Consider the following 25053-nt stretch of genomic DNA (forward strand, 5'->3'; position numbering starts at 1 on the left):
GTCCCTAAATATACAACTCTTCAACATTAAAGTTTTTAGAAAATTCTATGAAACTATCAATTTGCTGGTTTTGCCAAGCTTGATCTTTACCAAGCTCCTTTGCCATAAGCTCAGCTACTTTTGGTGCAGCATCAATACTTGCTTTGATATCCAAAAATGCTGCTCTAGTTCGACGCGCAAGAACATCCTCTATAGTTTTGGCTTTTTCATGTCGTACATGATATATAACCTCTGCCTGATAGTATGGTAGACTTCTAGATAAAAGTTCAAAATTATTAAGCTCATTTTGAATAACTTTGATATCTTCGGCATTTTTGCCATAAACTTTTAGTGGATAGCTTTCTTTAGGTTCGATAGCATCAATAAGCAATTCATCAGAAGTTTTAGATATTTTTTGTGCAATCTTTTTAGTTTCAATATAATCCAGAGTATCTTGCCCCATTCTTCTAAAGATTGTCCACTTACCTCCAACAACTGTAATTAAACCATCTTTTGACTCTACAATTTCATGCTTGCGTGATATTTTTGCGGAATTTTTAGCTTTTTTTGGAGTTACCAAAGGACGCTGACCACAGTAAACTGACTTAATATCTGCAATAGTTGCCTTGTCTTTTGCATATTGATTAAAAGTCTCTAAGATAAAATCAATCTCAGATTTATCAGCTCTCGGCTCAAGGCTCGGTGCTTCTTTTTTGATATCAGTAGTACCAACTATTAGATGATTGTGCCAAGGCAAGATAAATAACACCCTACCATCTTCTGTTTCTGGGATTAAGATTGCGTGCTCTGTTGGAAACCTCTCTCTATCAAAAACAATATGTGTTCCCTGCGCAACAGAGACATACTTATGCGTATCTTGCTGATTTGCTAAACTTATAGTTTTATCACTAAATGTACCTGTAGCATTAATTATGTGTTTAGCTGTAAATTCTTTGTGTTCGCTGTTTAGAACATCAATAACTTTAACAGTATCTAGTTTTGAATTAGTTGAACTATATATTTTTTCAACCTTATGGTAATTAAGTGCTTCGCCACCCTTTGCCTCAAAAGTTTTCATCAAAGAAATCAAAAGGCGAGTATCATCAAACTGACCATCATAATACACAAGACTTTTTTTAAGCTTTGATGCTTCTATATTTGGTAACTCTGCTAATGTTTGCTGTTTGTTAAGATTATAACTTTTGCCAATTTTGTATTTACCTGATAAAAACTCATAGAGCTTAACACCTATAGTATATTTGATAGTCTCAAAATAGCTACGTGTTGGAATAAGGTAAGATTGTTTATGTGTCAGATGTGGCGCATTATGTAAAAAAGAGAATCGCTCTTCTAGACCTTCTTTAACTAAGGCAAAGTCAAAATTCTCTAAGTACCTTAACCCGCCATGAATCAGTTTTGTTGACTTCGAAGAGGTTCCTTTACCAAAATCACTCGCTTCTAGAAGTAAAGTTTTGTAACCTCGAGAAACTGCTTCAATAGCACAACCAAAACCAGTTGCTCCACCACCAATTATTATTATATCGTATTCTTTTTTCATTTCTTTATAGTCTTCATTAAAAATTTAATCTAGATTAATAACCATTATTTTTCTCTCGTCAACCGCTTTCAACAATTCTCAAAGTAGTTGAGTTTATGTATTTCAGCATCTCAAAGGATAGTAGCCACTTATCACTCTGCCCAAGCCATACTTCTTTGAACCGCTTTTTTCCAGCCTTTATAATCATGTGCTACAGTTTGAGGATCTTTTTGCGGCTCAAAAGTTTTTTCTGTTGTAAGAATAGTCTTGAGCTCTTCCTTATCTTTCCAAAATCCTACAGCTAAACCTGCCAAGAATACCGCTCCTAAACCTGTAATCTCATTAATTTTAGGCTTAGAAATTTCTGACTGCAAAATATCTGATTGGAATTGCATCAAGAAATTATTTTGCACTGCACCGCCATCAACACGAAGACCCGCTAGATCAAGACCTGTATCTTCTTTCATACAGTCTAAAACATCCTTTGCTTGATAAGCTATAGCCTCAAGAGCCGCTCTAATAATATGCTCACGTTTAGTATCTCGAGTAATACCAACAATAGTCCCTCGAGCGTACATATCCCAATATGGCGTACCAAGTCCAACAAATGCCGGAACAAGATAAACCCCATCTGTAGAATTAATCTTAGTTGCATAGTACTCACTATCTTCAGCAGAACGTATAAGACCTAGTCCATCACGGATCCATTGAATTACAGCACCTGCAATAAACACACTTCCCTCTAAAGCATAAGTTGGTTTACCATTTTCTGCCCATGCAATAGTGGTCAATAAACCCTCATCTGAATAAACTGGCTTATCGCCAACATTCATTAACGCAAAACAGCCTGTACCATAAGTATTTTTTGCCATTCCTTTTTCAAAACAACAATGTCCAAACAGTGCTGACTGTTGATCACCAGCAACTCCAGCTATTGGAATTCTAGCACCTCCAAGTGTACTCTGATGAGTATGTCCAAAATCGCCACTCGAAGATCTAACCTCTGGCAACATAGATACTGGAATATCTAAATACTCTAGAATTTTTTTGTCCCATTCAAGTGTATTGATGTTGAACAACATTGTTCTTGAAGCATTTGAAAAGTCAGTAGCGTGAACTTCACCTTTAGTTAAATTCCAAATTAACCAAGTATCAATTGTTCCAAAAAGTAAATCACCTTTTTCTGCTTTTTCTCTAGCTCCGTCAACATTGTCTAAAATCCATTTGATTTTTGTAGCAGAGAAATATGCATCGACAATGAGCCCCGTATTTTTACGGATATATTTTTTAAGATCTTCGTTTTTATTAATTTCATCACAAATATACGATGTTCTACGACACTGCCATACTATAGCATTATATACTGGTTGACCTGTATTCTTATCCCAAACAACAGTTGTTTCTCTTTGATTAGTGATACCAATCGCTGCTATGTCTCTAGGAGAAACTCTAGCATACTCTAAAGCTTCTCTAACAATACTACTTTGTGATGCCCATATCTCCATTGGATCATGTTCTACCCAACCACTTTTTGGGTATATTTGAGTAAATTCTTTTTGCGCTATTTTCTTGATATTACCATTCCTATCAAAAATTATTGCTCGTGAACTAGTAGTACCCTGATCTATTGCTAATATAAACTGTTTTGACATAATAAGCCTCTTTCATAAGAAGTATTTGAATTGCTAAAGAGATATTTTAAGCTTTTTTCTCTTTAATAAAAAGAGATAGCAACACCGATAAAAACATTAATACAGGTAAAATAAATAATGCATATTTAAAAGCTTCTAATTGGCCAGCCCCATAATTTTCTATAGCTGAAAGCATATATCCAACTAATGGCTGGAGCACAGCGCCACTCAGAGGTATAAATAAATTCACTGCTGCAATACCTGTAGCTATATACATAGGACTAATATGTTGACGTAAAATTGTGAAATTAAGTACATGAACAGCCTGCATACCACCCCATAGCACACATAATATACACATTATTAATGGACTAACATGCAAATACACAACAGCTAAAACAATAAACAACCCAAAGATAGAAGCCCATGTAAGTAAGGCTTTTTGTTTGTTTAACAACGTTGCTATCACTCCCCATAAAGGGCTAAAAATTGCAATCCCAATAAATATCATTGATGAAGCTAGGCCCGCATAATGCACTGAGTAGCCATCTAAACTTAGAAATCTATAACTCCATAAATCAGCAAAAATAGCTGTTGTACCATAAATAGTAAAACAGAAAAAACCATTTAAGAGAATCTGTTTAATTTTAAATACGATTGGTATATCCTCTATCTTAGTATGCGTATCTGCTAACTCATCGGTATCTTTTTGATTATGCGGCTCAACAGTTGGAATAAAGAACACTACACTTAAGAATAGTAATATTGAAACAACCAATATCACTGACATAATAACTTGAATACTAAAATGATTTGCTAGTATAACTAATGGTAAACCCGTTAGAGTACCAGCACCATACATCAGCATTTGCGTAGCACCAGTGAATAATGGAAATGTTCTTTTTGGTAACCATATTGCAATAGATTTCAACGCCGATAGAAATGCAAAACCACCACCAACACCAGCTAAAACTCTATATAAAATTAGATACTCTTGTAATACCGCTCTAGTAGCAATAAAAACGCCTATAGAAAACAGTAAAGTACTTACTAACATAATCTTTTTGACACCAAATTTATCAATCAAGATCCCTGCAGGAAGTTGTGAAGCCACATAAGCCCAATAAAATGCTGAACTTAATACACTGATTTGCTCGGGACTAAGGTTATATGGGGCAATCGAGAAATCGTTATATAAAGAGTTTCCTGATGCTCTAATGATAAATTCTAGAGCATAAAAGAATGCGCATATAAACCAAATAATAAAACCAGCTTTAGTAACTTTTTGCATAGTATAACTGAAAATGTATTTTGATATCTCAAAATTATGCTCCAAAAGCCTTTATATGTAAATATAAATAATTTTTAGCTACCTATAAATTAATTGACTGTAGATATCCTGACCATTAATCAAGTATATAGACTTTACTAAAAGCCTATTTACCTATATCAGAAATTCCACTCAAAACCAGTTTTCACTAGAGTTGAATTACGATATTGTGCACCGCTAAACCCAGTAAACATATCAGTATTATCAGCCATTTCGCCTGTAAGATTATATTGCCCCTCAATCAATAAACCAAAATTACTCGAAACATTATATTTAGCACCTGTACGTCCACTTGCAAAAGCTGCTATTCTAGATCCCGTATCATAAGCTGAGTTAACATTATTTAATTCATAAGGATTAGCTCCTAGCACTGTACCACCATAAAGTTCAATCTTATCATTCCACAACTTTTTAACTAATTTTGTTTCTTGAGTATAAAACTTTGTATCTTTGAGATCGCCCATTGAACCTTGTGCTATCAGACTAGTTGAGCTTGTATATGCGTCAAAAACAAGTGAATCAGTAATATTAATTGCACTACCTGATATTCTATCTGAGAATTCTGAGGCATTTTCCCTATCAACAACCTCATTGCCTCTTTCGGTACTTGGACGATAAAAAAAATTATTAGCAGTAATGTAATACATACCTGTTTGAGGGTTGAGATTGTTATCTGCATATAGATTAGAGAAACCAACTAAAAAAACACAACCCCAAATAAATCTCATACACGCACCCTCTGAAGTTATTATTTAAGTGTATCATAAATAAATCTCGAGCATACCTTTTAATAAAGCCCTGAATACATAAAAACTTATGCTTTTAGTACATAAACTCATCATATATCTTAATAAAGATTATTAGTTATTTTTTGAAAAAAGAGTTTTCATTATAAAATTACTATTATCTTTATAATATAATGCTTGATAAATCGTCGATAAAACATTCCCATCTTTATCAGTACACATGTTAGGCCATTTTTCACCAGGAAAAGTATAACCTTGCTGATATTTTCCTCCAATTTCAGAACATGTTTTTTTTGAAATAGTTATATATACCGTAACTTTACCAATAGACTTTTCTTTTTGTATTGCTAAATATTTTTCATAAGCATCGAGTATCTTCGTATTTATAGGGTTTTTTTTCATATCATTACTATATCTGATAAGTTGTATCCCTTTAAATTCATCTTTTTTCACATACTCGCCATTAATATACATAACGCCTAGCTGTCCAATAGCATCAGCATTCCCTTTAATTGCAGATTTTTGAAAATACTCAAATGCTTCTTTTTCAGATTTTTGAACTCCCTGGCCATTAATATATAAAAGTGCTGTAAAAAATTCTCCAACGGAGTCGCCCTGGCTTGCTAAAGATAAACATTTCTGAAAGGCTTCTTGAAAATTTTGCTGTCTAATCTCCTTACGGCACTCTGCTTGTTCATATGTGTCTTTAATCGTAATAATATTAGAATACGTATATAGTGGTAATAAAAAGCTTAAGATTAAGGGTACTTTTTTCATAATAGTTAATTTTTAGAATATTAAAAATATATTATATTCAATCCATAAATTTTTACACTATTAAAAAAAGTTAATTAGACAATCTTTTTCTAAAAAGATAAATTAAGTCATATAAATTATTTACCTACACTTAAGATGCAAAAATTAAAACTTTCTTTGATTCTAGTTGTTGGTATTTGTTTTTACTGCTACGAATTCTTTCTAAGAATCCTTACTGGAGCATATCAAGAACAGATAGTTGAGCATTTTCATTTATCAACACATATAGGTTTTTCTTTTCTAGTATCAAGCTATAATATCACTTATCTTTTAATGCAAATCCCCGCTGGAGTGCTACTTGATAGATTTGGTAGTAAGAAAGTACTTATTAGTGCTACTTTATTGTGTGGTATTGGTAATATAATTTTTGTTTCTGGTGACTATGAATTAGCACTATTTGGTAGACTCCTAGTTGGTCTAGGTTCATCTTTTGCTTTTATTGGTGTACTAAAACTAACTTTAGAAAATTTTGAGTCAAAGTATTTCCCAATAATCACAAGTCTTGTTATATCTTTAGGTACTCTTGCAGCAGCATTTTCTCAGAATATAAGTGTCATTATCTCTCATTATGATACTTCTTGGATAAATATCTTTATCTATTCTGGTGTAATAGCTTTACCATTAGCTATATTTTTTCAGCTTATAATTCCACATGAAAAATATTCTTCAGCTCTTATGCCCAAATTTAGTGAAATACTAAAAAGAGGTAAGCAGCTGATAAAAAATAGTTTGATCTGGAAAAATGCAATATGGGCAGGACTACTATATACACCAACAGTGATTTTAACATCACAGTATGGAGTATTATATTTCAAGCAGTCTTATGGTTTTGATAGCATATATTCAACAACTATGATAACCGCCATTTTTGTTGGTTGGATTATCTTCTCCCCAATAATGACACATCTATGTAATAAGTTTAGTGGTAAAAAAATCATAACTATTTCAATAGTTGGGATTTTATTAGTATCTATCTTAATAAATGCTCAGCTATTAAAAAATTATGCTATTGGTATAGCATTCTTATTTGGAACTTTTTCCGCATCACAAGTTTTAGTATGGTACTACTTTAATAAAATATGTCCGCCAAGTTTTGCTGCGGTTGGAATTGCTATCACAAATATGCTTATAACGTTAGTAATAGAGATTGGACAACTTAGTGCTGGACTCACTATTGATAGTGGTGATCACTTTAATATAAATGCAAATACAAGTATAACGATTGCTTTTGGTATTGTTCTAGCTTTAGCATTCATTATCATGATAAATATGATCAAAAAAATCAAAAACGACTCTTAGAATTTAAATATTATGACAAGCTGTATAAACTTCATCCTTCATAAGTCTTAAATAAGGGCGCTCTTTCTTACAAATATCTGTAGCTATCTTGCATCTTGTATGAAATGCACAACCTTTAGGTGGATTAAGAGGAGATGGTAATTCTGATTTTTCTATTTCAATTGTTCGTTGCCTAGCTAGTTGTGGATCTGCAATTGGAATAGCATTTAAAAGGACTTTTGTATACGGGTGCGCCGGATTCTTGTAAATATTCTGCTTAGGAGATACTTCAACTAAACTACCAAGATACATCACAAACAATCTATCAGAAATATGCTTAACTATACTCAAGTCATGCGCAACAAACAATATCATAAGTTTGAAGTCTTTTTGTAGTTCTTTTAGAAGATTTACAACTTGTGCTTGTATTGATACATCTAATGCGCTAACTGGTTCATCACAGACAAGTAATTTTGGTTCACAAATCAATGCTCTCGCGATACCTATTCTTTGACATTGGCCACCTGAAAATTCATGCGGATAGCGATACATCTGAGATTCATTCAAACCAACTTTTTTCATCATTTTAAGAACTTTTTCATCAACTTCTTTTTTACTCAGATTCTTATTAAAGTTAATTAAAGGTTCTGCAATGATATTTCTAACCACCATTCTTGGGTTAAGACAAGCAAAAGGATCTTGGAAAATCATCTGAATATCCCTTCTTACACTTAACCACTGTTTATGTGATTTATACTTGTGTAGCGGATGCTCTCCTTTCCAAATGACCTCACCAGTAGTGATCTCGTTAAGCCCAATCAAGGCTCTTAGAAGTGATGACTTACCACATCCAGACTCTCCAACTATACCGATAATCTCGCCTTCCTTGACATTGAAACTGACATCCTTTACAGCTGTAACTTTTTGGGTGATTTTGCCGGTGATTGTTTTTTTTATAGGAAATTCTACGGTGAGATTTTTGACTTCTAGAACATTCATCTATTTATACTCCTTAACAAGGTGACACGCTGTACGCTGATCTGCATATGAAATCAATTCCGGCTTAATATCTCTGCATATATCTATAGCAAAATCACATCTTGTAACAAATGGACAACCTTTTGGCATATTATGAATATTTGGTGTTTCACCAGGGATAGTCTGTAATATATCTACATCCCTTGTAATACTAGGCATTGTATTTAGCAGACCTTTTGTATACGGGTGCTGTGCATTTGCAAAGATATTATCTACAGTACCTTGCTCCATAATATTACCACAATACATAACCATTACATCATGACAAATCTCAGCTACCACACCCAAATCATGAGTAATAAATAACATAGACATGTGAAACTCTTTTTGCAAATTAGATAATAACTGTAAGATTTGACCTTGTACCGTAACATCTAGAGCTGTTGTAGGCTCATCAGCAATTAGTATTTCAGGTGAGCAAAGTAGTGCCATAGCAATTACAACTCTTTGGCGCATACCTCCAGAAAACTCATGTGGATATAGCTTGAGCCTATTCTTTGCATCTGGAATTTGCACCGCATCTAACATCTCTAGGACTTTTTTAGTAGCATCTTTGTGAGACATACCCTTATGTATTGTTAAAGGCTCTAAAAGCTGCTTGTGAATAGTTAAGTACGGATTTAAAGAAGTCATTGGATCCTGAAAGATCATTGATATTTTATCACCACGAATTTTATTTAAATTCTTAACAGACATATTTATAAGATTTTGATCATGAAACAAAGCTTGTCCTGATACAACTGCGTTACCTGCCAGTAATCCCATAAGTGACAATACAGTTTGACTCTTACCAGAACCAGATTCTCCAACAATACCAAGAGTATGACCTTTTTTAAGATCAAAGCTAATATCTTTTACTGCAGAAAACATACCATCATCAGTCTTAAAACTCACATTTAAGTCTTTTATTTGAAGTGCTAAATCTTTCATCATCTACCTCTTACTCTTTGGATCTAGTGCTTTTCTCATTGCATTACCAACGAAATTTAGAGCTAGAAGGGTTATAGTTAAAAATGCGGCTGGATAGACTAGCAACCACCAGTAGCCCATGGTTATATATGATGCACCATCACTTATCATCTCACCCCAATCTGTCATTGGAGGCTGCACACCTAATCCCAAGAAGCTTAAAAAAGCTGATAGCATAAGCACCGTTGGGATCGTCAAAGTGATATATACAATAATAATTCCTATAAGATTTCTGATAATATGCTTAGTGACAATTTTACGATTAGTAAGACCACTAACTTTAGCTGCTTCAACAAACTCTTTGTGTCTAAGTGCAATAGTTTGTCCCCTAACAACCCTAGCCACATCAAGCCAAGATACCACACCGATTGCAACAAATATCAGTATAAAATTTCTACCAAACAATGTGACTAGCAATATTGCAAAAAATAAAAATGGTAATGCATACAAAGCATCTACAATTCTCATCATAAAGCCATCTATTTTACCACCAATGAAGCCTGCAAAAGCTCCCCATAGTGTACCAATCACGACTGATACAATAGTAGCAACTATCGCAACCTCAAAAGAAATTTGCCCACCAACAAGCACTCTAACAAACACATCTCTACCAATAGCATCAGTGCCAAAGAAATGCTCAAAAGATGGTGCCTGAGTTGTACTATACAAATCTATATGAGAAAAGTAATCATTAGGATAAAACCAAGGTACAACAAAACATGCAATCAGAATTGCTACTATCACAACTAATGAGAATACTGCCACTTTATCTTTTTTGAATCTTATAAACGCATCTTGAAAAAGACTCTGTTTTTTATTTGCCATTATTTGACCCTCGCTTTAGGATCTATAAATCCATATAAAATATCTACAATCAAATTAAAAACCACAACCAAAACACTATAGATAATAGTTAAAGCTAATACTATAGAATAATCTCTATTTGTCGCTGCATTTACCATCTGTGTACCCATACCTGGTAATGCAAATACTTTCTCAATAATAATAGTACCCGTCAAAATACCTGCTGCCGCTGGACCTAAAAATGAGATAGATGGCATCAAAGATGGTTTGATAGCATGCACTAGCACTATTCTAGTTTTTGATAGTCCTTTCGCATAAGCTGTACGAATAAATGGAGAGTTAAGCGTTTCTACAATACTATTTCGCTGAATTTGAGCTAGTATACAAATAAACGGTAAACTCAAAGCTATAACTGGTAGAACTAAATGTCTAAAATCCATACCCCACTGACCTGGTGGCAACCAGTGTAGCTCTACGGCAAATATAAGCACCAAAACTGGAGCTGTAATCACTGTTGGTATAGCAATAAAAGTAACAGAAAAAATACTTACAATCCTATCCAAGATACCATCTTGTTTGAGTCCAGCAATAGTACCTAAAGTTAAACCAAATATAGTAGTTACAATTAGAACTATAGTTCCAAATTTCACAGACAACCAAAAACCACTATCTCCATCTGCTGGAAATATCAGCTCATTAACAGATGCACCAATATTTTTATATGATAAGCCAAAGTCAAAATGAAATATTAAATTTTTCAGATAAGTTAAATACTGTTGCCATAAAGGTAAATCCATACCATACTGATGATGTAGTTTATCTAGGACTTGTTGACTAATTGCTCTATCCGAAGAGAATGGATCACCTGGTGTTAGATGCACCAACAAAAATGTAATTGTAATAACAAAGAATACTGTTGGAATTGCTCCTAATATTCTTTTAAGAATAAATTTCATCATAATATTTCTACCTTTTTAGAAAACTTATACTTCTGATTGCTTAATTGAAAGCTGCTTGGCTCTATATCTACCCATGACATTTTCTTTTGGTTTAAAGCCTTTTACATATGGTTGTACAAGCTGTATAGCAGGCTGAGTAAATAATGGTATAGTTGGATACTCTGCCGTTTGCTTAATGATCAACTCTCTCTGTAGCTTATAAAACTCATCCATAGAGTTAGTGGTTAGTGACTTATTATAAATTTCATCAGCTTCTTTATCACAATAATGTCCGTAATTATTATCACTATCACATGTATACATTTCAGTATAAGTATTCGGCTGATTAAAATCTGCAATCCAAGCCATTCTAGCAACATCAAAATTACCATTCTTTAAGCTATCAAGATACACTTTCCAATCTTCATTGAAGATACTAACTTTGACTGAATCTCCAAAAGCTTGTTGCCACGAGCCTTGTAGAATTTGCGCCATCAAACGATTAACATCAGAAGTATTGAAATTAACAGTAAACTCAAGTGGGTGTTTTTTTGAATAACCCGCTTCTTTAAGAAGTTCTCTTGCTTCTTTTATTCTTTGCTCTATAGGTTCATTTATCCAATCATAACCAGGAATATCTTTTGCTAGATCTTTGTATCTACCTCCAGCTATAGCCTCTGGTACAACCAAATAAGAAGGAGTAACCAAACCTTTTTTAACACCTTCAGCGATACCTTTTCTATCGATAACCATACTTAAAGCCTTACGTACCCTAATATCTTGGAATTTAGGATCTCTCATATTGAAGATAAAGTAAGCCTGCGCAAGCATTGGCGCTGGCTGAAATTGATTATTTGTAAAATGTTCTTTATACCACTCTGCTGTATTAGCAGGTAGATTATTATAGGTAAGACTCTCGCCTCCAGCTTTGTAATTCTCTAAATCACTAGAGACATCATTAATCATTAGATATTTTACAGAATCAATACTTACATTTTTAGCATCCCAGTAATTAGGAGACTTTTTAGCCAAAGCATAACCATTATGCACCCATTTTGTTAGCTTATATGCGCCATTACTTATGATTGTATCAGGTTTAGCAGCCCAAGAATCTCCGTACTTTTCTATCGCCTTTTTATTCACAGGAAAAAATGCGTAAATAGTTAAAGAATCCAAAAATGTTGGATTAGGTTCTGTAAGTTTAATCTGTAGAGTATATTTATCTAGAGCTTTTACTCCAAGTGTCTCTGGAGACTTTTTGCCAGCCTGAATAGCTACAGCATTTACAATCGGGTTAAAATATGAAGCATAAGCACGAGTTAAAGTCTCTGGCGTTACAGATCTTCTATATGAGTAGACATAATCATCTGCAGTAACAGGATCACCATTAGTCCATTTAGCATTTTTTCTTAGGTAAAATGTATAAGTCTTACCATCTTTAGATATCTTCCAACTAGATGCTCCCGTTGGAATAACCTCTGATTTTTGATTATAATCAACCAAACCTTCAAAGATATCCTCAATTACTCTACTTGAACTATTATCAGAAGATTGTTGTGGATCAATTGATGGCATATCAGAGCCTATATTTACAACAAGTTGGTTATTATTCTTTGTTAATTGTCCAGCATAAGTATCAATATTATTATCTGAATCATTAGAGCAACCAGTCAATATAAGTACACTAGCCAAAGATGAGAGTATTAATGTTTTTTTGAACATAATCTAATATAAAAAATGTTGATTATTTCAATCTAAACTATTAATTTTAAAAACTCAATAATTATACACACTAAGGTTATATATTTTAGACCTTAACAAGATTAGCAATATCTGCCAATAAAATCTTCTGGCCGACATCTAACCCAAAGTCTACAGTATAAAATTCTTTTGTTCCTTGTGCTTGTGCTTTGATAAATACTCCTTTACCAAAAACCTTGTGAAATACTTTATCACCTGGTTTAAAACTATTAGTAGTATTATTAGATTTAAGGAAGTCAAAAGGCGACATTCCAAAATTTGCTTTTTGTTTAGTTTTAGGTTTAGCTGCTGTAAACTCTAGTTTACCTTGATTCAAATGCTGAGAGTCTATCTCTGCAACAAAACGTGACTTAACTTGAAAACTACTACGACCAAAGATATTACGTACTTGTGCATAACTTATAGTTAAGGCTTTCATAGCTCTTGTTACTGCGACATAAAAAAGGCGACGCTCTTCAGCAAGCTTATCTTGCATTTTTTTAGAGTCTGTATTATCAAATACCTCTTCAGAGTTAACAATTGAACTTGGAGGGAAAACTCCTTCTTCTGCAGCAACTAAAAAGACGTAGCGAAACTCTAAACCTTTTGATGCATGTATTGTCATTAACTGAACACTATCTGTATTTTCATCAGCTTGCATCTCACCAGCTTCTAGAACAGCAAATGACAAGAAATCTTGTAGTATATCAGTATTATCATCAAGTAGCTCCATTTGCGGTTCAAAATCTTTAGCCGCACTTATCAACTCTTTTAAGTTATCAATTTTTTGACGATCTTTTTCAGTATCTTTTTCTTGATATGACGCCAATAAACCACTTTCGTTGATTACCATTTCAAGAAGCTTATCTAGACTTAAGTCATTTATTTGTGATGAAATAGTATTTATAAGTTCTATAAACTTTAACAGAAGAGATGCTGTCCTTTTTGTTACAATTTCTTTTTGGATAATATCTATAGTAGCTTGCCAATATGAGACATTATTGATCTGTGAGAAATTTCGAATTGTATCTAAGGTTTTGTTGCCAATTCCTCGTGTTGGTGTATTAATAATTCGCTCAAATGCTAAATTATCACTATTTGTAACAGCTAGCCTTAGGTATGCTAAAGCATCCTTAATCTCTGCTCGATCAAAGAAACGAAAACCTCCATAAATCCTATAAGGTATACTCGCATAAATACAGCTCTCCTCAAGGACACGCGACAAATAGTTTGAGCGATATAAAATTGCTATATCACTATACTTAATACCATCACTATGCAAGTTACGAATTTTATCTATGATATATTTTGCCTCATCACGCTCATTAACAGCACAATAAAGCTCTACTTTTTCACCATCTTCAGCTGCTGACCATAGCTCTTTTGACATCCTATTATCATTGTTTTTAATTACTGAATTAGCTACTTTAAGAATATTCTTCGTTGAGCGATAGTTTTGCTCTAGTTTTATAATCTCAACATTTTTGAGATCTTTTACATAGTTATGAATATTATCTACTATAGCACCACGCCAACCATATATTGACTGATCGTCATCGCCAACGGCCATCATATAGTTATTATCAGTTACAAGTAGCTTTAACCACATGTATTGAACATGGTTAGTATCCTGAAACTCATCAATCAAAATATATTTAAATTTGTTTTGATAATATTCTCTAAGCTGTTGATTAAGAGAAAAAAGCTCATAAAGATGTAAAAGCAAATCGGCAAAATCCAAAGCATTATCAAGCTGAAGTCTCTCTTCATAAGCTGTATAAATATGCGCATAATTAACATCATACTGCTTTGTCAATTTATTACTACGAATAGCTTTATCTTTTTGTTTATTGATAAAATTCTGCAGTAATTTAGGCGGATATTTTTTATCATCAAGATCTAGGTTATTAATTACTTTTTTAATCAATTGAGCTTGCTCATCTTGATCAAGTATCCTAAAGTTCTTATCCAAACCAAGTTCATGGGCATGCTTGCGTAATAACCTATGAGCTACACCATGAAAAGTACCTATCCACATACCAAAAGTAGAAATCCCAAGCATCTTTTCAACACGCTGCTGGATCTCTTTTGCTGCTTTATTGGTAAATGTTACAGCAAGAATATTTTCGACAGATATGCCTTTATCACGGCAAAGATAAGCTATACGTGATGTTAGAACTTTTGTTTTACCACTCCCAGCACCAGCGAGAATCAAAGCATTACGATCCTCTAGTAATGTAGCTTTTTGTTGCTCTGGATTTAATCCTAAAATAAAGTCATAATTAGACATTAGAAATTCATATTTTATTCAATATAGATAAACTGTATTTTAACAAAAAATATTAAGATAGTGCTAAGTTTCATAAATTAGTTTGTAGCGTTAGTCGTTAGAATTAAATAACGCTGTAGTGAAATCTCTAGCATTAAAGATTTGTAGATCATCAATTTTTTCACCCACACCTATAAATCTAAGTGGTAAACCAAGTTTTTTAGCAATTGAAAATACAATACCACCTTTTGCTGTCCCATCAAGCTTAGTAATTGTTATACCAGTTAAATTAACAATTTGGTTAAATGCCTCTGCTTGACTTAAAGCATTTCCTCCAGTTGTTGCATCGACAACAAGCATAATCTCATGCGGTGCTGTCCCGTCAGTTTTTTTGATAACTTTGACAACTTTTTTAAGCTCCTGCATAAGATTATCTTTGTTATGCAGTCTACCTGCTGTATCGGCAATCACAACATCGATTCCTTTTGATTTAGCTGAGCTTATAGCATCATAGATAACCGAAGCACTATCTGCTCCTTCATGCTGATAGACAACTTGTGTATTATTTCTATCACCCCACTCACGCAGCTGCTCAACTGCAGCAGCCCTAAAAGTATCACCAGCAGCTAGAATTACTGATTTACCCTGTGATTGTAGTTTCTTTGTGAGTTTACCTATAGTCGTAGTTTTACCAACACCATTAACTCCTACAACTAATATTACAAAAGGTGACTTTTGTATATCAATTTCTAATGGCTTTTCACAAGGTAAAATTATTTCTGTAAGTTTTTCTTTAATTATTTGATTAAGCTTATCAGCTGTTTGCAACTCATTTCTAGCAACCTGATCGCGCAAATACGTAACTATCTCATCAGTTGCTTCAACACCGACATCTGCTGTCAATAGTTGCATTTCAATATCTTCTAAAAGCTCTTCATCGACAACTTTTTGACCCATAAGTATGGTACTTAAGCCACTACCGAACTTATTTGCTGTTTTTGATAAACCTGCTTGGAGTCGAGAAAATAATCCTTTTTTATTGTCCTGCTCTTGCTCTCTTTCTATAGGTGATTCAATTTCTGTATTCTTTTTTTTCTTGAAAAACATCTTTCTCTCTAAAAATTTAGTTAAGTAAATAATTACTCAAAATATTTATCTCTAAGTTTAGCAATTTTTTGATGTAGTGGATCAAACATACTGACAATGTTTTTAGACTTAATAAAATGTACCTCTCCTTCAAAAGCTATTTCATCGCCTGCACAAGCATATACTTCTAAAAGCTTATAACGTAAATCAATATTATTTGGGTCTTTCTCTAATGAATCTTGGATTGTGATACTAGCCTCAACATACTTTTCACTATCTAAGAACTGTTCAATAAGTTCATTTATGTATTGTAATTCTTGCTCTGCTTGCTGTTGTGAATCTATCTCTTCAACTTTAGTATCATCATCTGTAGAGCTGATAAGGGAATCATCTGTATTGGTCTCAAAAACTACTCCCTTTTCAGTTTTAATAATAACATTTTTATCTCTAGCTTCAAATAAATCTTGCTCAGTTTGAGGAGACTGCTCAAAAACATCTTCAAATTCTTGATCTGGCTGAACTTGCTCACTAATAACAGTACTCTGTGGTCTAGATGTTTTTGTAGATCCAAAGAAATCAAATTCTTCTTGTGGACTATTATTAACCTTATCAGATCTATAGAACTCATTATCAGAAACAACAGGGGATATTCGCGACATCAGATGATCTCTTTTCTTTTTTGATATAAGCTCAAGTTCTTGCTCTTTTTTTGAGTTTCTAGTTTCCCAAAACCTTTTACCAACAACAACAACTACAGCTAATATTATGACATAAATAATAAACCTAAATAATGATCCCCAAGCACCTGAAGATTGTGTTGGCTGTTGCTCATAAGAAGCTGATTCTTGAATATTATCAGCGCCTATCTGAGTATCTAGGTTATTTTTATATGTTTCCGGAGCACTATTATCATCAGTAGGGATTAGTACTGGAATTTTGTCTTGGCTTACGACACTCGGAGTTGATGAATCATCAGCATCATCAGCAACTACTGTATTATCACCAAGATTAGCAGCAGGTGAGGTAGGTTGTTGCGATGCTGTATCACTACTAGGCTGTTGGTATGAGCTTTGGATTATCTGATTTCTCATCAGTGTTAAGCCATCCTCAACTTCAGCTTTAGTAGTTGGTATAGCAAGCTTATCTCCAATTTTTATTCTATTATCAATAATCCCAGGTATCTCAGATTTATTGACACCTTTAATGGCATCTGTTAACTCAGATATGCTTACTCCTGTTACTGCGTGATTTTTTGCTATTTTGTATAGATAATCATTTGACTTAACAGTATATATTTCCATCGAGAAAGCTGAACTTACCATCACCAATGCAAACCCAGCCACAAGAAGTTTATTGATACCTTTCAACATTTAGCACCCTAATAAATTATAAATAAAGACTAAAAAATTATAGCATATTTTTTCTAGTTAAAAAGTACATGATTCTAGTGCTCTCTTGTTGCACTAAATATGATATCTGGATTTTTTTCTTGTGCCAGTTGTAAATTAACCCCTGTTGGCGCAAGATATGTAAGGTACCCAGCCCCATCATAAGCTAAATTCACCTCATACTTTTTCTTAAAATCATTGAGTTTCTTCTCATCATTGCAAAAAATCCAACGTGCTAAGGTAACGTTAACTCCCTCATACGAACATTTGACATTGTACTCTGATGCCAAACGCTGAGCAACCACATCAAACTGCAAAACACCAACAGCACCAAGTACTAAATCATTTGATATAAAAGGTTTGAAAACTTGTGTAGCTCCCTCTTCTGATAGCTGCACCAAACCTTTTTTGTAATGCTTTCATTTTTTAGTGGATCATTTAGTTTAACTCTTTTGAAAATCTCAGGAGCAAAATTTGGTATGCCTTTGAATTTTAGTTTTTCTCCTTGAGTAAAACTATCGCCAATCTGGATACTACCATGGTTATGTAAACCAATAATATCACCAGCATAACCCTCCTCGACTTGCTCTCTTTCACCTGCCATAAAAGTTAGTGCCTTTGAGATTTGCATTAGCTTACCAGTTCTTTCATGAAAGATTTTCATCCCCTTTTCATACTTACCAGAACAAATTCTAAAAAATGCAATTCTATCGCGATGTTTTTCATCCATATTTGCTTGTATCTTAAATACAAAACCTGTCAACTTTTGCTCGTCTGCAGCAACAACTCTTTGATCAGCATCGCGATGCTGGGGTGCCGGGGCATATCTTGTAAAACCATCCATCATTTCTTTGACACCAAAATTACTTAGTGCCGTACCGAAATATACTGGAGTGAGATTGCCCTCTAAAAATTCCTGCTCATCAAACTCATGACTTGCGCCACGTACCAAATCAATTTCCATTTCAAGATCTTCATAAAGATCTATGCCTATAGCATCTTTAGCATTTACTAGACCTTTGATCTTTTTGTATGGATATATCTCATGACCATGACCTGTTTCAAACAGAGTAACTTCATCATTATACAAATCGTAAACTCCTTTGAAATATTTACCCATACCAATTGGCCAATTCATCGGAGCACATTTTATCTTAAGGATATTCTCAACTTCATCTAAAAGCTCAAGAGGATCACGAGTATCTCGATCAAACTTATTCATAAAAGTTACAATAGGAGTATCTCTTAAACGACAAACATTCATCAACTTAATAGTTCTATCCTCGACACCTTTAACTGCATCAACAACCATTAGCGCTGAATCTACCGCAGTAAGTGTTCTATAAGTATCCTCAGAGAAATCTTCATGTCCTGGAGTATCAAGTAGATTTATAATACGTCCATTATATGGAAATTGCATTACGGAAGTTGTGATTGAAATTCCTCTTTGTTTCTCCATTTCCATCCAATCAGATGTAGCATGTATACCGCTTTTTTTAGCTTTAACAGTACCTGCTGTCTTAATAGCGTTACCAAAAAGTAACATTTTTTCTGTAATCGTTGTCTTACCAGCATCTGGGTGAGAAATAATTGCAAAAGTCCTGCGCTTGGCAATTTGTTGTAGATATTCACTCATAATAATTCTTTCTAACTATTTGAAGATAATATTTAATGAAAAGAAGTTTACTAGAAATAGATTAATTTTGAAAATTAAAATGTTTATCTAATATCAGATATATTTGTTTTTCTACTTCTTGGATAGATAATGCAGCATCAATTTCAATAGCATTATCTGACTCTTTGACAAGATCTTTAAAAACTTTACGTGTTCTATTAAAAAATTCTAGCCCAGCTTTTTCAATCCTATCAGGGCTTCCAACTTTTTGGGCTCTTTGTAAACCCAACATCGGATCAATGTCAAGATAGATTACTAAATCCGGCTCACAACCATTAAGAAAATTATCATTTAATGCTCTGATCTTACTTAGCTCAACCCCACGACCACCACCTTGATAAGCCATGCTTGACCAGTAAAATCTATCTGAAACCACATTAATACCCTTTTCCAAAGCTGGTGCAATAAGGTTTCTATAATGCTGTACTCTTCCAGCATAAATCATCAATAGTTCACTATCCGAATGGATTTCTTCATCATACTTATTATGTAGAACTAAGTTTCTTAACTCTTCAGCTATTTTAGTCCCACCTGGTTCACGAGTATAAATTGCTGCTAAACTATTTTGTTCTAAGTATTTTCTGACAAAATTAATAGCTGTACTTTTACCAGCGCCATCAAGACCTTCTATTACAATAAATTTACTTTGCATTTTCTTGGCTTACTAAACAATAAATCCCACAACACATGCAGATAGTATACTAACTAAAACTGCACCATAGAGAATTTTTAAACTAAATCTTGCAACTTTAATTGACGCTTCTTTGTTTAAAGCTTGTACAGCTCCAACTATTATACCTATTGAGCTGAAATTGGCAAATGATACTAAAAATACTGAAACAACTGCCTTTGTATGCTCGGAAAGCTGAGGCGAATTTTTAGCTAGCTCTTGCATTGCAACAAATTCATTTGTAACAATTTTTGTACCCATTATTTGACTTGATAGAAATATCTCATTACCGTGGATATTTAAAACCCAGGCGATTGGATAAAAAATATAACCAAGAATTTGTCTAAAGGTAATCCCTAATACTTCTTGGAAAATACCATCAACAAGATTCAATAACGCAATAAAGCCTATAAGCATTGCACAAACTATTACTGCGATTTTAAAACCATCTAAAAGATATTCAGACAACATCTCAAAAAAGCTTTGTCTGCCTGTTTCATAATCAGCATGTAGAGTATCGTAGTTTAAGCTAGGATCTTTATCATATGGATTTATTATATGTAAAACAAAAAATGTACTTAGCATGTTTAATACAATAGCTGTACATACATATTTAGGTTCGATTATAGACATATACGAGCCTGCTATTGCTAATGATACTGTAGACATTGCTGTTGCAGCCATTGTATACAATACATTTGCAGGCAAATGACCAATTATTTTTTTATAAATAAGGAAATTTTCCTGTTGCCCAACTGTCAAAGAGCTTACAGCATTAAATGACTCAAGCTTGCCCATTCCTGTGATTTTACTTAAGATAAAACCAACTCCTCTAATAATAAGTGGTAGTATTCTAAAATATTGAAGTACGCCTATTATCCCAGATATAAGTACTATTGGCATTCCAACATTGAAAAAGAAAACAAAACCATTTTTGCTAGTATCGGCAAGGCTGCCAAAAACGAATGCTGTACCTTCATGAGCATGTTGTAATATCTTATCAAAACCAGTAGATATAAGAGCGACAAGCTTTATCCCTTCGCTAGATTGTAATATAAAAAAACAAATCAATAATTGAAAAAATAAAATAATAAATAAATACTTATATTTGATTTTTTTTCTATTACCACCTCAAATAAAAGCTAGTACAAAGACTGTTACTAAACCTAACAACAAATATAAAATCTTTACAAACACACCTACCTTCCCAAATACTTATAAAATAAAACCAACAATATTAGCGGATAAAAAGCTCACTAAAACTGCACCATAGAGAATCTTTAAACTAAACCTTGCAACTTTTACCGATGCTTCTCTACTCAAAGCTTGTATAGCTCCGATGATAATTCCTATTGATGAAAAATTTGCAAATGATACTAAAAATACTGAGACAACGGCTTTTGTATGCTGAGAAAGCTGCGTAGAATGGTTGGCTAGCTCCTGCATTGCAACAAATTCATTAGTAACGAGCTTTGTCCCCATTATTTGACTTGATAAAAATATTTCATTGCCATGAATATTTAAGATCCAAGCGATCGGGTAAAAAATATAACCAAGAATATCTCGCAATGATATCCCTACAATACTTGAGAAAACACCATCAGCTAAATTAAGAAAAGCAATATAGCCCATTATCATAACACATACTATAATAGCAACCTTAAATCCATCTAAAATATATTCAGATAACATTTCAAAAAATTTTTGCCTTTGGTAATCCTCTACTTGATCACTTAAAAACTCATACGAAACTTCTTTGGTTTTTTCATAAGGATTAATTATATTTAGTACAAAGAATGCACCAAACATATTCATAACAATAGCAACACAGACATATGTTGGATCTATAATTGTCATATATGCTGCCGCAGTACCTATTGAAACAGTAGACATAGCTGTTGCAGCCATAGTGTACAAGACATTTGAAGGTAAATACTTAATTATCTTTTTATAGTATAGAAAATTCTCAGACTGACCAACGCTTAATGAGCTTACAGCATTAAATGACTCTAATTTACCCATACCAGTTACTTTAGATAAGATACTTCCTATAGCAACAACAAGAAACTGTAGTATTCTAAAATATTGCAAAATCCCTATCACTGCCGACATTACTACAATAGGCATAGCCGCATTAAAGAAAAATATAAACTCTTTTGTGTTTGCTAAATTGCCAAAAACAAATTCAACACCAATATGTGTACTACCAAGTAATACCTCAAAGCATTTATTAACATAATTGATAATATTGATACCTACCGAAGTACTTAGCATAAATTTGGCTAAGATAAGCTGAACTATTAAAATTAATATAAGATTTTTATATCTGATATTTCTACGATCATTACTCCAAATATAGGCTAAAAAATAAATGACTATAAGACCAAGTATAAAATATAGCGATTTAATAACCATCTATCTGCTCTTGTTGCTCATTAAGCAAGTTATCTAAAAGACCACTTACACCAAACCTAAAGGTTTGCGGATTTACAAAATTATTAGAGAGTATATTAGCAGCTAATTCGATATATGCAACTGCTTGAGAATAATTTCTTATCCCGCCAGATGCTTTAAAGCCAATTGTTTTATCGCTATTCTTGATTGTTTCAAGTATTACCTGTGCAGCTGCTAACGTTGCACCCTCAGAGGTTTTACCTGTCGATGTTTTGATAAAATCTGCTTGGGCATCTATAACATCTTGACACACTTTTGCAATCAATTTTTGTGATTTAAGTACACCAGATTCAATTATTACTTTAAGAGTTTTATCTTTACAAAGGTTTTTGACTTCAACCATCATTTGACAAGACTTCTCAGAAAAACCTTGACTAAGATATTCTTTGTAGTCTATAACTAAATCTATCTCATCAGCACCTAAAGATAAAGCTTGCTTGACTTCTAAAATCACATCGTCAATAGTATTATCTCCATTTGGGAAATTAACTACAGTTGCAACTTTAAAGTTATTACCTAACTGTTTTTTTACTACAGGAATAAATTGTTTATAAACACAAAGTGCCGCAACTTCGCCAAGAGAATTTCTCGCTTTTTCACAAAGATTAATAATATCTACTTGTGTATCACTATCTCCAAGTTGTGTTAAATCTATCAAAGATACTATCTCTTGCTTAGTTATCATGACCAGCCCCAAAGATTGATTTACCATACTCAAGTGATTCAATACCCATAAAGTCAGCTATAGTTTGCCCAATATCTGCAAAAGTATCTCTTGCTCCGATAAATTCGGGCTTGATATTTTTACCCCAAAGTAAAAACGGCACACACTCTCTAGTATGATCTGAACCTGGGGCAGTTGGATCACAACCATGATCGGCTGCTAAAACAACTATAGTATCATCATCTAGTTTAGCATCTAAATCAGGTATTCTTGAATCTAGATATTCTAAAGCTTTGCCATAACCTTTTGGATCTCTACGATGACCAAAACTTGAGTCTAAATCAACAAAATTTGTAAATATCAATGTATTTCGTTTTGCTAAAGTATACTCATGTATCGTCTTATCAAATAGCTCTTCTAGCCCTGTTGCCTTAACTTTCCTAGTAATACCTTGATTTGCATAAATATCAGCAATCTTACCAATCGAGATAACCTCGCCACCTGCTTTAACCAACTTATCTAACAAGGTTGGTGCTGGAGGTAGGATTGAGAAATCTCTACGATTACCAGTACGCACATACTCATCGGCTGATTCACCAATAAATGGACGAGCGATAACTCTACCAACTTTCATACCCATTTCATCAAGGACTTCTCTAGCCACTTGGCAAATTTTCAAAAGTTTATCTAAACCATAATAATCCTCATGTGCAGCAACCTGAAAAACGCTATCAGCAGATGTGTAAATAATTGGTTTTTTGGTAACACAGCTTTCACAGCCATATTCTTTTAGAACCTCAGTTCCAGAAGCATGTCCCGCATCAATAAAACCATCGGTAATACTTGCTCTCTCAACCCACTTATCAATAAATTCTTTGTCAAAACAACTTTGATGTTGTTTTTCTGTAAAGTAATACCAATCAAACATAACTGGCACTCCAGCAAGCTCCCAATGACCACTTGGAGTGTCCTTACCTTTACTTACTTCGGCACAATAGCCATACTTTGCATTTTCAATCTGTTCTGATTGTGCGATATCTTGACTAAACTCTTTGCATCTATTATACTCTGCGGCTTTTTTAAGACCTTTTTTTGATAAGTTTGGTAGAGAAATACTCATGCCATTATTAGTAAAATAATCAACAATATGCCCTAAAGTATCAGCACCTTCATCACCAAAATCAGCTGCATCAGGAGCTTGACCAATACCAAATGAATCAAAAAGTAAAATAACAACTTTTTTATCTTTTAACATACCCCTACCCCTTTCTTACTATTTTCTAAAAATGCAATTCTAATTCCACGTAATATTAAATCAGGCGAAACCTCATCAAATATACCTTCTTCTTTAAATAGCCCAGCAAAGCCACCTGTAGCTATAGTATAAGCAGGACTGCCAAATTCTTCGATACTTCTTCTCTTTAATTCTTTTAATGCGCCTAAATGACCGTAGTATAGTCCTGAACGTATATTTGTTTTAGTATCATAGCCAATAGCAACCTCTGGTTTAACAATAGTTACCGATGATAATTGCGAAGCTCCTTGACACAAAGCATTTAAAGAGAGCTTGACTCCTGGCATAATCGAGCCACTCAAATATTTCTTATTTTTAGTTACTAAATCAAAAGTTGTTGCTGTACCTAAATCTATTATCAATAAATCTTTGTTAGGATGATCAGCTATCGCACTGATACAACTAGCTATCCTATCAGCACCAACCTGATGTGCTTCAACTGCTGACATATCCAAATCTGTAGTATCCATACTTATGAAAAATGGTTTAATATTAAAATATTTGATAACTGCTGAGCCAAGGGAATAATTTAAGTGTGGTACTACCGAAGATATACCACAACCATCAATTTTACTTAAATCAACCGAGTTTTCTCTTAATGCTTGTCGAAGAAATACACCCATCTGATCAGAAGTCGAGTCTACAGATGAAGTTGCATATCTAATTTGAGAAACTATTTTCTCACCTTCAAATACACCAATGTGTATATGAGAATTACCCACATCCATTACTAATAACATAAAAATA

At 33.5% G+C, this 25053-nt stretch carries 19 protein-coding genes and 2 pseudogenes; 1 reads left to right on the forward strand and 20 read right to left on the reverse strand.

Going from position 1 to position 25053, the window contains the following annotated elements; genetic code table 11:
• Window positions 1-4 precede the first annotated feature (4 nt).
• The 5 genes from FSC454_RS08280 to FSC454_RS08300 form a co-directional block, all read right to left on the reverse strand.
• The gene (locus FSC454_RS08280) at window positions 5-1537 is read right to left on the reverse strand and encodes a glycerol-3-phosphate dehydrogenase/oxidase (RefSeq protein WP_014548926.1); all 1533 of its coding nucleotides are present in this window, start codon (window positions 1535-1537) and stop codon (window positions 5-7) included.
• 131 nt (window positions 1538-1668) lie between these two features.
• The gene (gene glpK / locus FSC454_RS08285; RefSeq protein WP_066045317.1) at window positions 1669-3168 is read right to left on the reverse strand and encodes a glycerol kinase GlpK; all 1500 of its coding nucleotides are present in this window, start codon (window positions 3166-3168) and stop codon (window positions 1669-1671) included.
• Window positions 3169-3214: 46 nt separating this feature from the next.
• The gene (locus FSC454_RS08290; RefSeq protein ID WP_066045340.1) at window positions 3215-4438 is read right to left on the reverse strand and encodes an MFS transporter; all 1224 of its coding nucleotides are present in this window, start codon (window positions 4436-4438) and stop codon (window positions 3215-3217) included.
• Between the two features lie 158 nt (window positions 4439-4596).
• Entirely contained in the window at window positions 4597-5205 is a 609-nt protein-coding gene (locus FSC454_RS08295; protein WP_066045315.1) for a hypothetical protein, read from the reverse strand.
• Window positions 5206-5337: 132 nt separating this feature from the next.
• Window positions 5338-6000: a tetratricopeptide repeat protein gene (locus FSC454_RS08300; protein WP_066045313.1), complete on the reverse strand. Its 663-nt coding sequence runs from the start codon at window positions 5998-6000 to the stop codon at window positions 5338-5340.
• Window positions 6001-6135: 135 nt separating this feature from the next.
• On the opposite strand from FSC454_RS08300, the gene FSC454_RS08305 reads away from it, so the two are divergent.
• On the forward strand, window positions 6136-7338 hold the full coding sequence (locus FSC454_RS08305; protein WP_066045311.1) for an MFS transporter: 1203 nt from the start codon (window positions 6136-6138) through the stop codon (window positions 7336-7338).
• Between the two features lie 3 nt (window positions 7339-7341).
• On the opposite strand, the gene FSC454_RS08310 is transcribed toward FSC454_RS08305, so the two are convergent.
• The 15 genes and pseudogenes from FSC454_RS08310 to FSC454_RS08380 form a co-directional block, all read right to left on the reverse strand.
• Entirely contained in the window at window positions 7342-8316 is a 975-nt protein-coding gene (locus FSC454_RS08310) for an ABC transporter ATP-binding protein (protein ID WP_066045309.1), read from the reverse strand.
• Window positions 8317-9285: an ABC transporter ATP-binding protein gene (locus tag FSC454_RS08315; RefSeq protein ID WP_066045338.1), complete on the reverse strand. Its 969-nt coding sequence runs from the start codon at window positions 9283-9285 to the stop codon at window positions 8317-8319.
• Between the two features lie 3 nt (window positions 9286-9288).
• Window positions 9289-10149: an ABC transporter permease gene (locus FSC454_RS08320; protein WP_014548935.1), complete on the reverse strand. Its 861-nt coding sequence runs from the start codon at window positions 10147-10149 to the stop codon at window positions 9289-9291.
• The gene (locus tag FSC454_RS08325) at window positions 10149-11087 is read right to left on the reverse strand and encodes an ABC transporter permease (RefSeq protein WP_014548936.1); all 939 of its coding nucleotides are present in this window, start codon (window positions 11085-11087) and stop codon (window positions 10149-10151) included. Before FSC454_RS08325 ends, FSC454_RS08320 begins: the two co-directional genes overlap by 1 nt.
• A gap of 24 nt (window positions 11088-11111) precedes the next feature.
• Window positions 11112-12788: a peptide ABC transporter substrate-binding protein gene (locus FSC454_RS08330; protein WP_066045307.1), complete on the reverse strand. Its 1677-nt coding sequence runs from the start codon at window positions 12786-12788 to the stop codon at window positions 11112-11114.
• Between the two features lie 85 nt (window positions 12789-12873).
• Window positions 12874-15096 (reverse strand): UvrD-helicase domain-containing protein, encoded by a 2223-nt coding sequence (locus FSC454_RS08335; RefSeq protein ID WP_066045305.1) that lies wholly within the window; start codon window positions 15094-15096, stop codon window positions 12874-12876.
• A 90-nt stretch (window positions 15097-15186) separates the two neighbouring features.
• On the reverse strand, window positions 15187-16182 hold the full coding sequence (ftsY, locus tag FSC454_RS08340; RefSeq protein ID WP_066045304.1) for a signal recognition particle-docking protein FtsY: 996 nt from the start codon (window positions 16180-16182) through the stop codon (window positions 15187-15189).
• Between the two features lie 32 nt (window positions 16183-16214).
• Window positions 16215-17531 (reverse strand): LysM peptidoglycan-binding domain-containing protein, encoded by a 1317-nt coding sequence (locus tag FSC454_RS08345; RefSeq protein WP_066045302.1) that lies wholly within the window; start codon window positions 17529-17531, stop codon window positions 16215-16217.
• A gap of 74 nt (window positions 17532-17605) precedes the next feature.
• A pseudogene (locus FSC454_RS08350) lies at window positions 17606-19185 on the reverse strand (peptide chain release factor 3).
• Window positions 19186-19246: 61 nt separating this feature from the next.
• A complete protein-coding gene (gene tmk, locus FSC454_RS08355; RefSeq protein WP_014548942.1) occupies window positions 19247-19876 on the reverse strand; it encodes a dTMP kinase in 630 nt (209 codons plus the stop codon).
• 12 nt (window positions 19877-19888) lie between these two features.
• Window positions 19889-21091, reverse strand: a pseudogene (locus tag FSC454_RS08360) (NupC/NupG family nucleoside CNT transporter).
• 18 nt (window positions 21092-21109) lie between these two features.
• Window positions 21110-22309: a NupC/NupG family nucleoside CNT transporter gene (locus FSC454_RS08365; RefSeq protein ID WP_066045299.1), complete on the reverse strand. Its 1200-nt coding sequence runs from the start codon at window positions 22307-22309 to the stop codon at window positions 21110-21112.
• Window positions 22299-23060: a deoxyribose-phosphate aldolase gene (gene deoC / locus FSC454_RS08370; RefSeq protein ID WP_082810689.1), complete on the reverse strand. Its 762-nt coding sequence runs from the start codon at window positions 23058-23060 to the stop codon at window positions 22299-22301. The genes FSC454_RS08365 and deoC overlap by 11 nt, the downstream gene beginning before the upstream one ends.
• Window positions 23023-24267, reverse strand: coding sequence for a phosphopentomutase (locus tag FSC454_RS08375; RefSeq protein ID WP_066045295.1), 1245 nt, complete (start codon window positions 24265-24267; stop codon window positions 23023-23025). Before FSC454_RS08375 ends, deoC begins: the two co-directional genes overlap by 38 nt.
• On the reverse strand, window positions 24261-25046 hold the full coding sequence (locus FSC454_RS08380; protein WP_066045293.1) for a type III pantothenate kinase: 786 nt from the start codon (window positions 25044-25046) through the stop codon (window positions 24261-24263). The genes FSC454_RS08375 and FSC454_RS08380 overlap by 7 nt, the downstream gene beginning before the upstream one ends.
• Between the last annotated feature and the right edge of the window lie 7 nt (window positions 25047-25053).

This window comes from Francisella hispaniensis FSC454 (assembly GCF_001885235.1).
Taxonomy (GTDB): domain Bacteria; phylum Pseudomonadota; class Gammaproteobacteria; order Francisellales; family Francisellaceae; genus Francisella; species Francisella hispaniensis.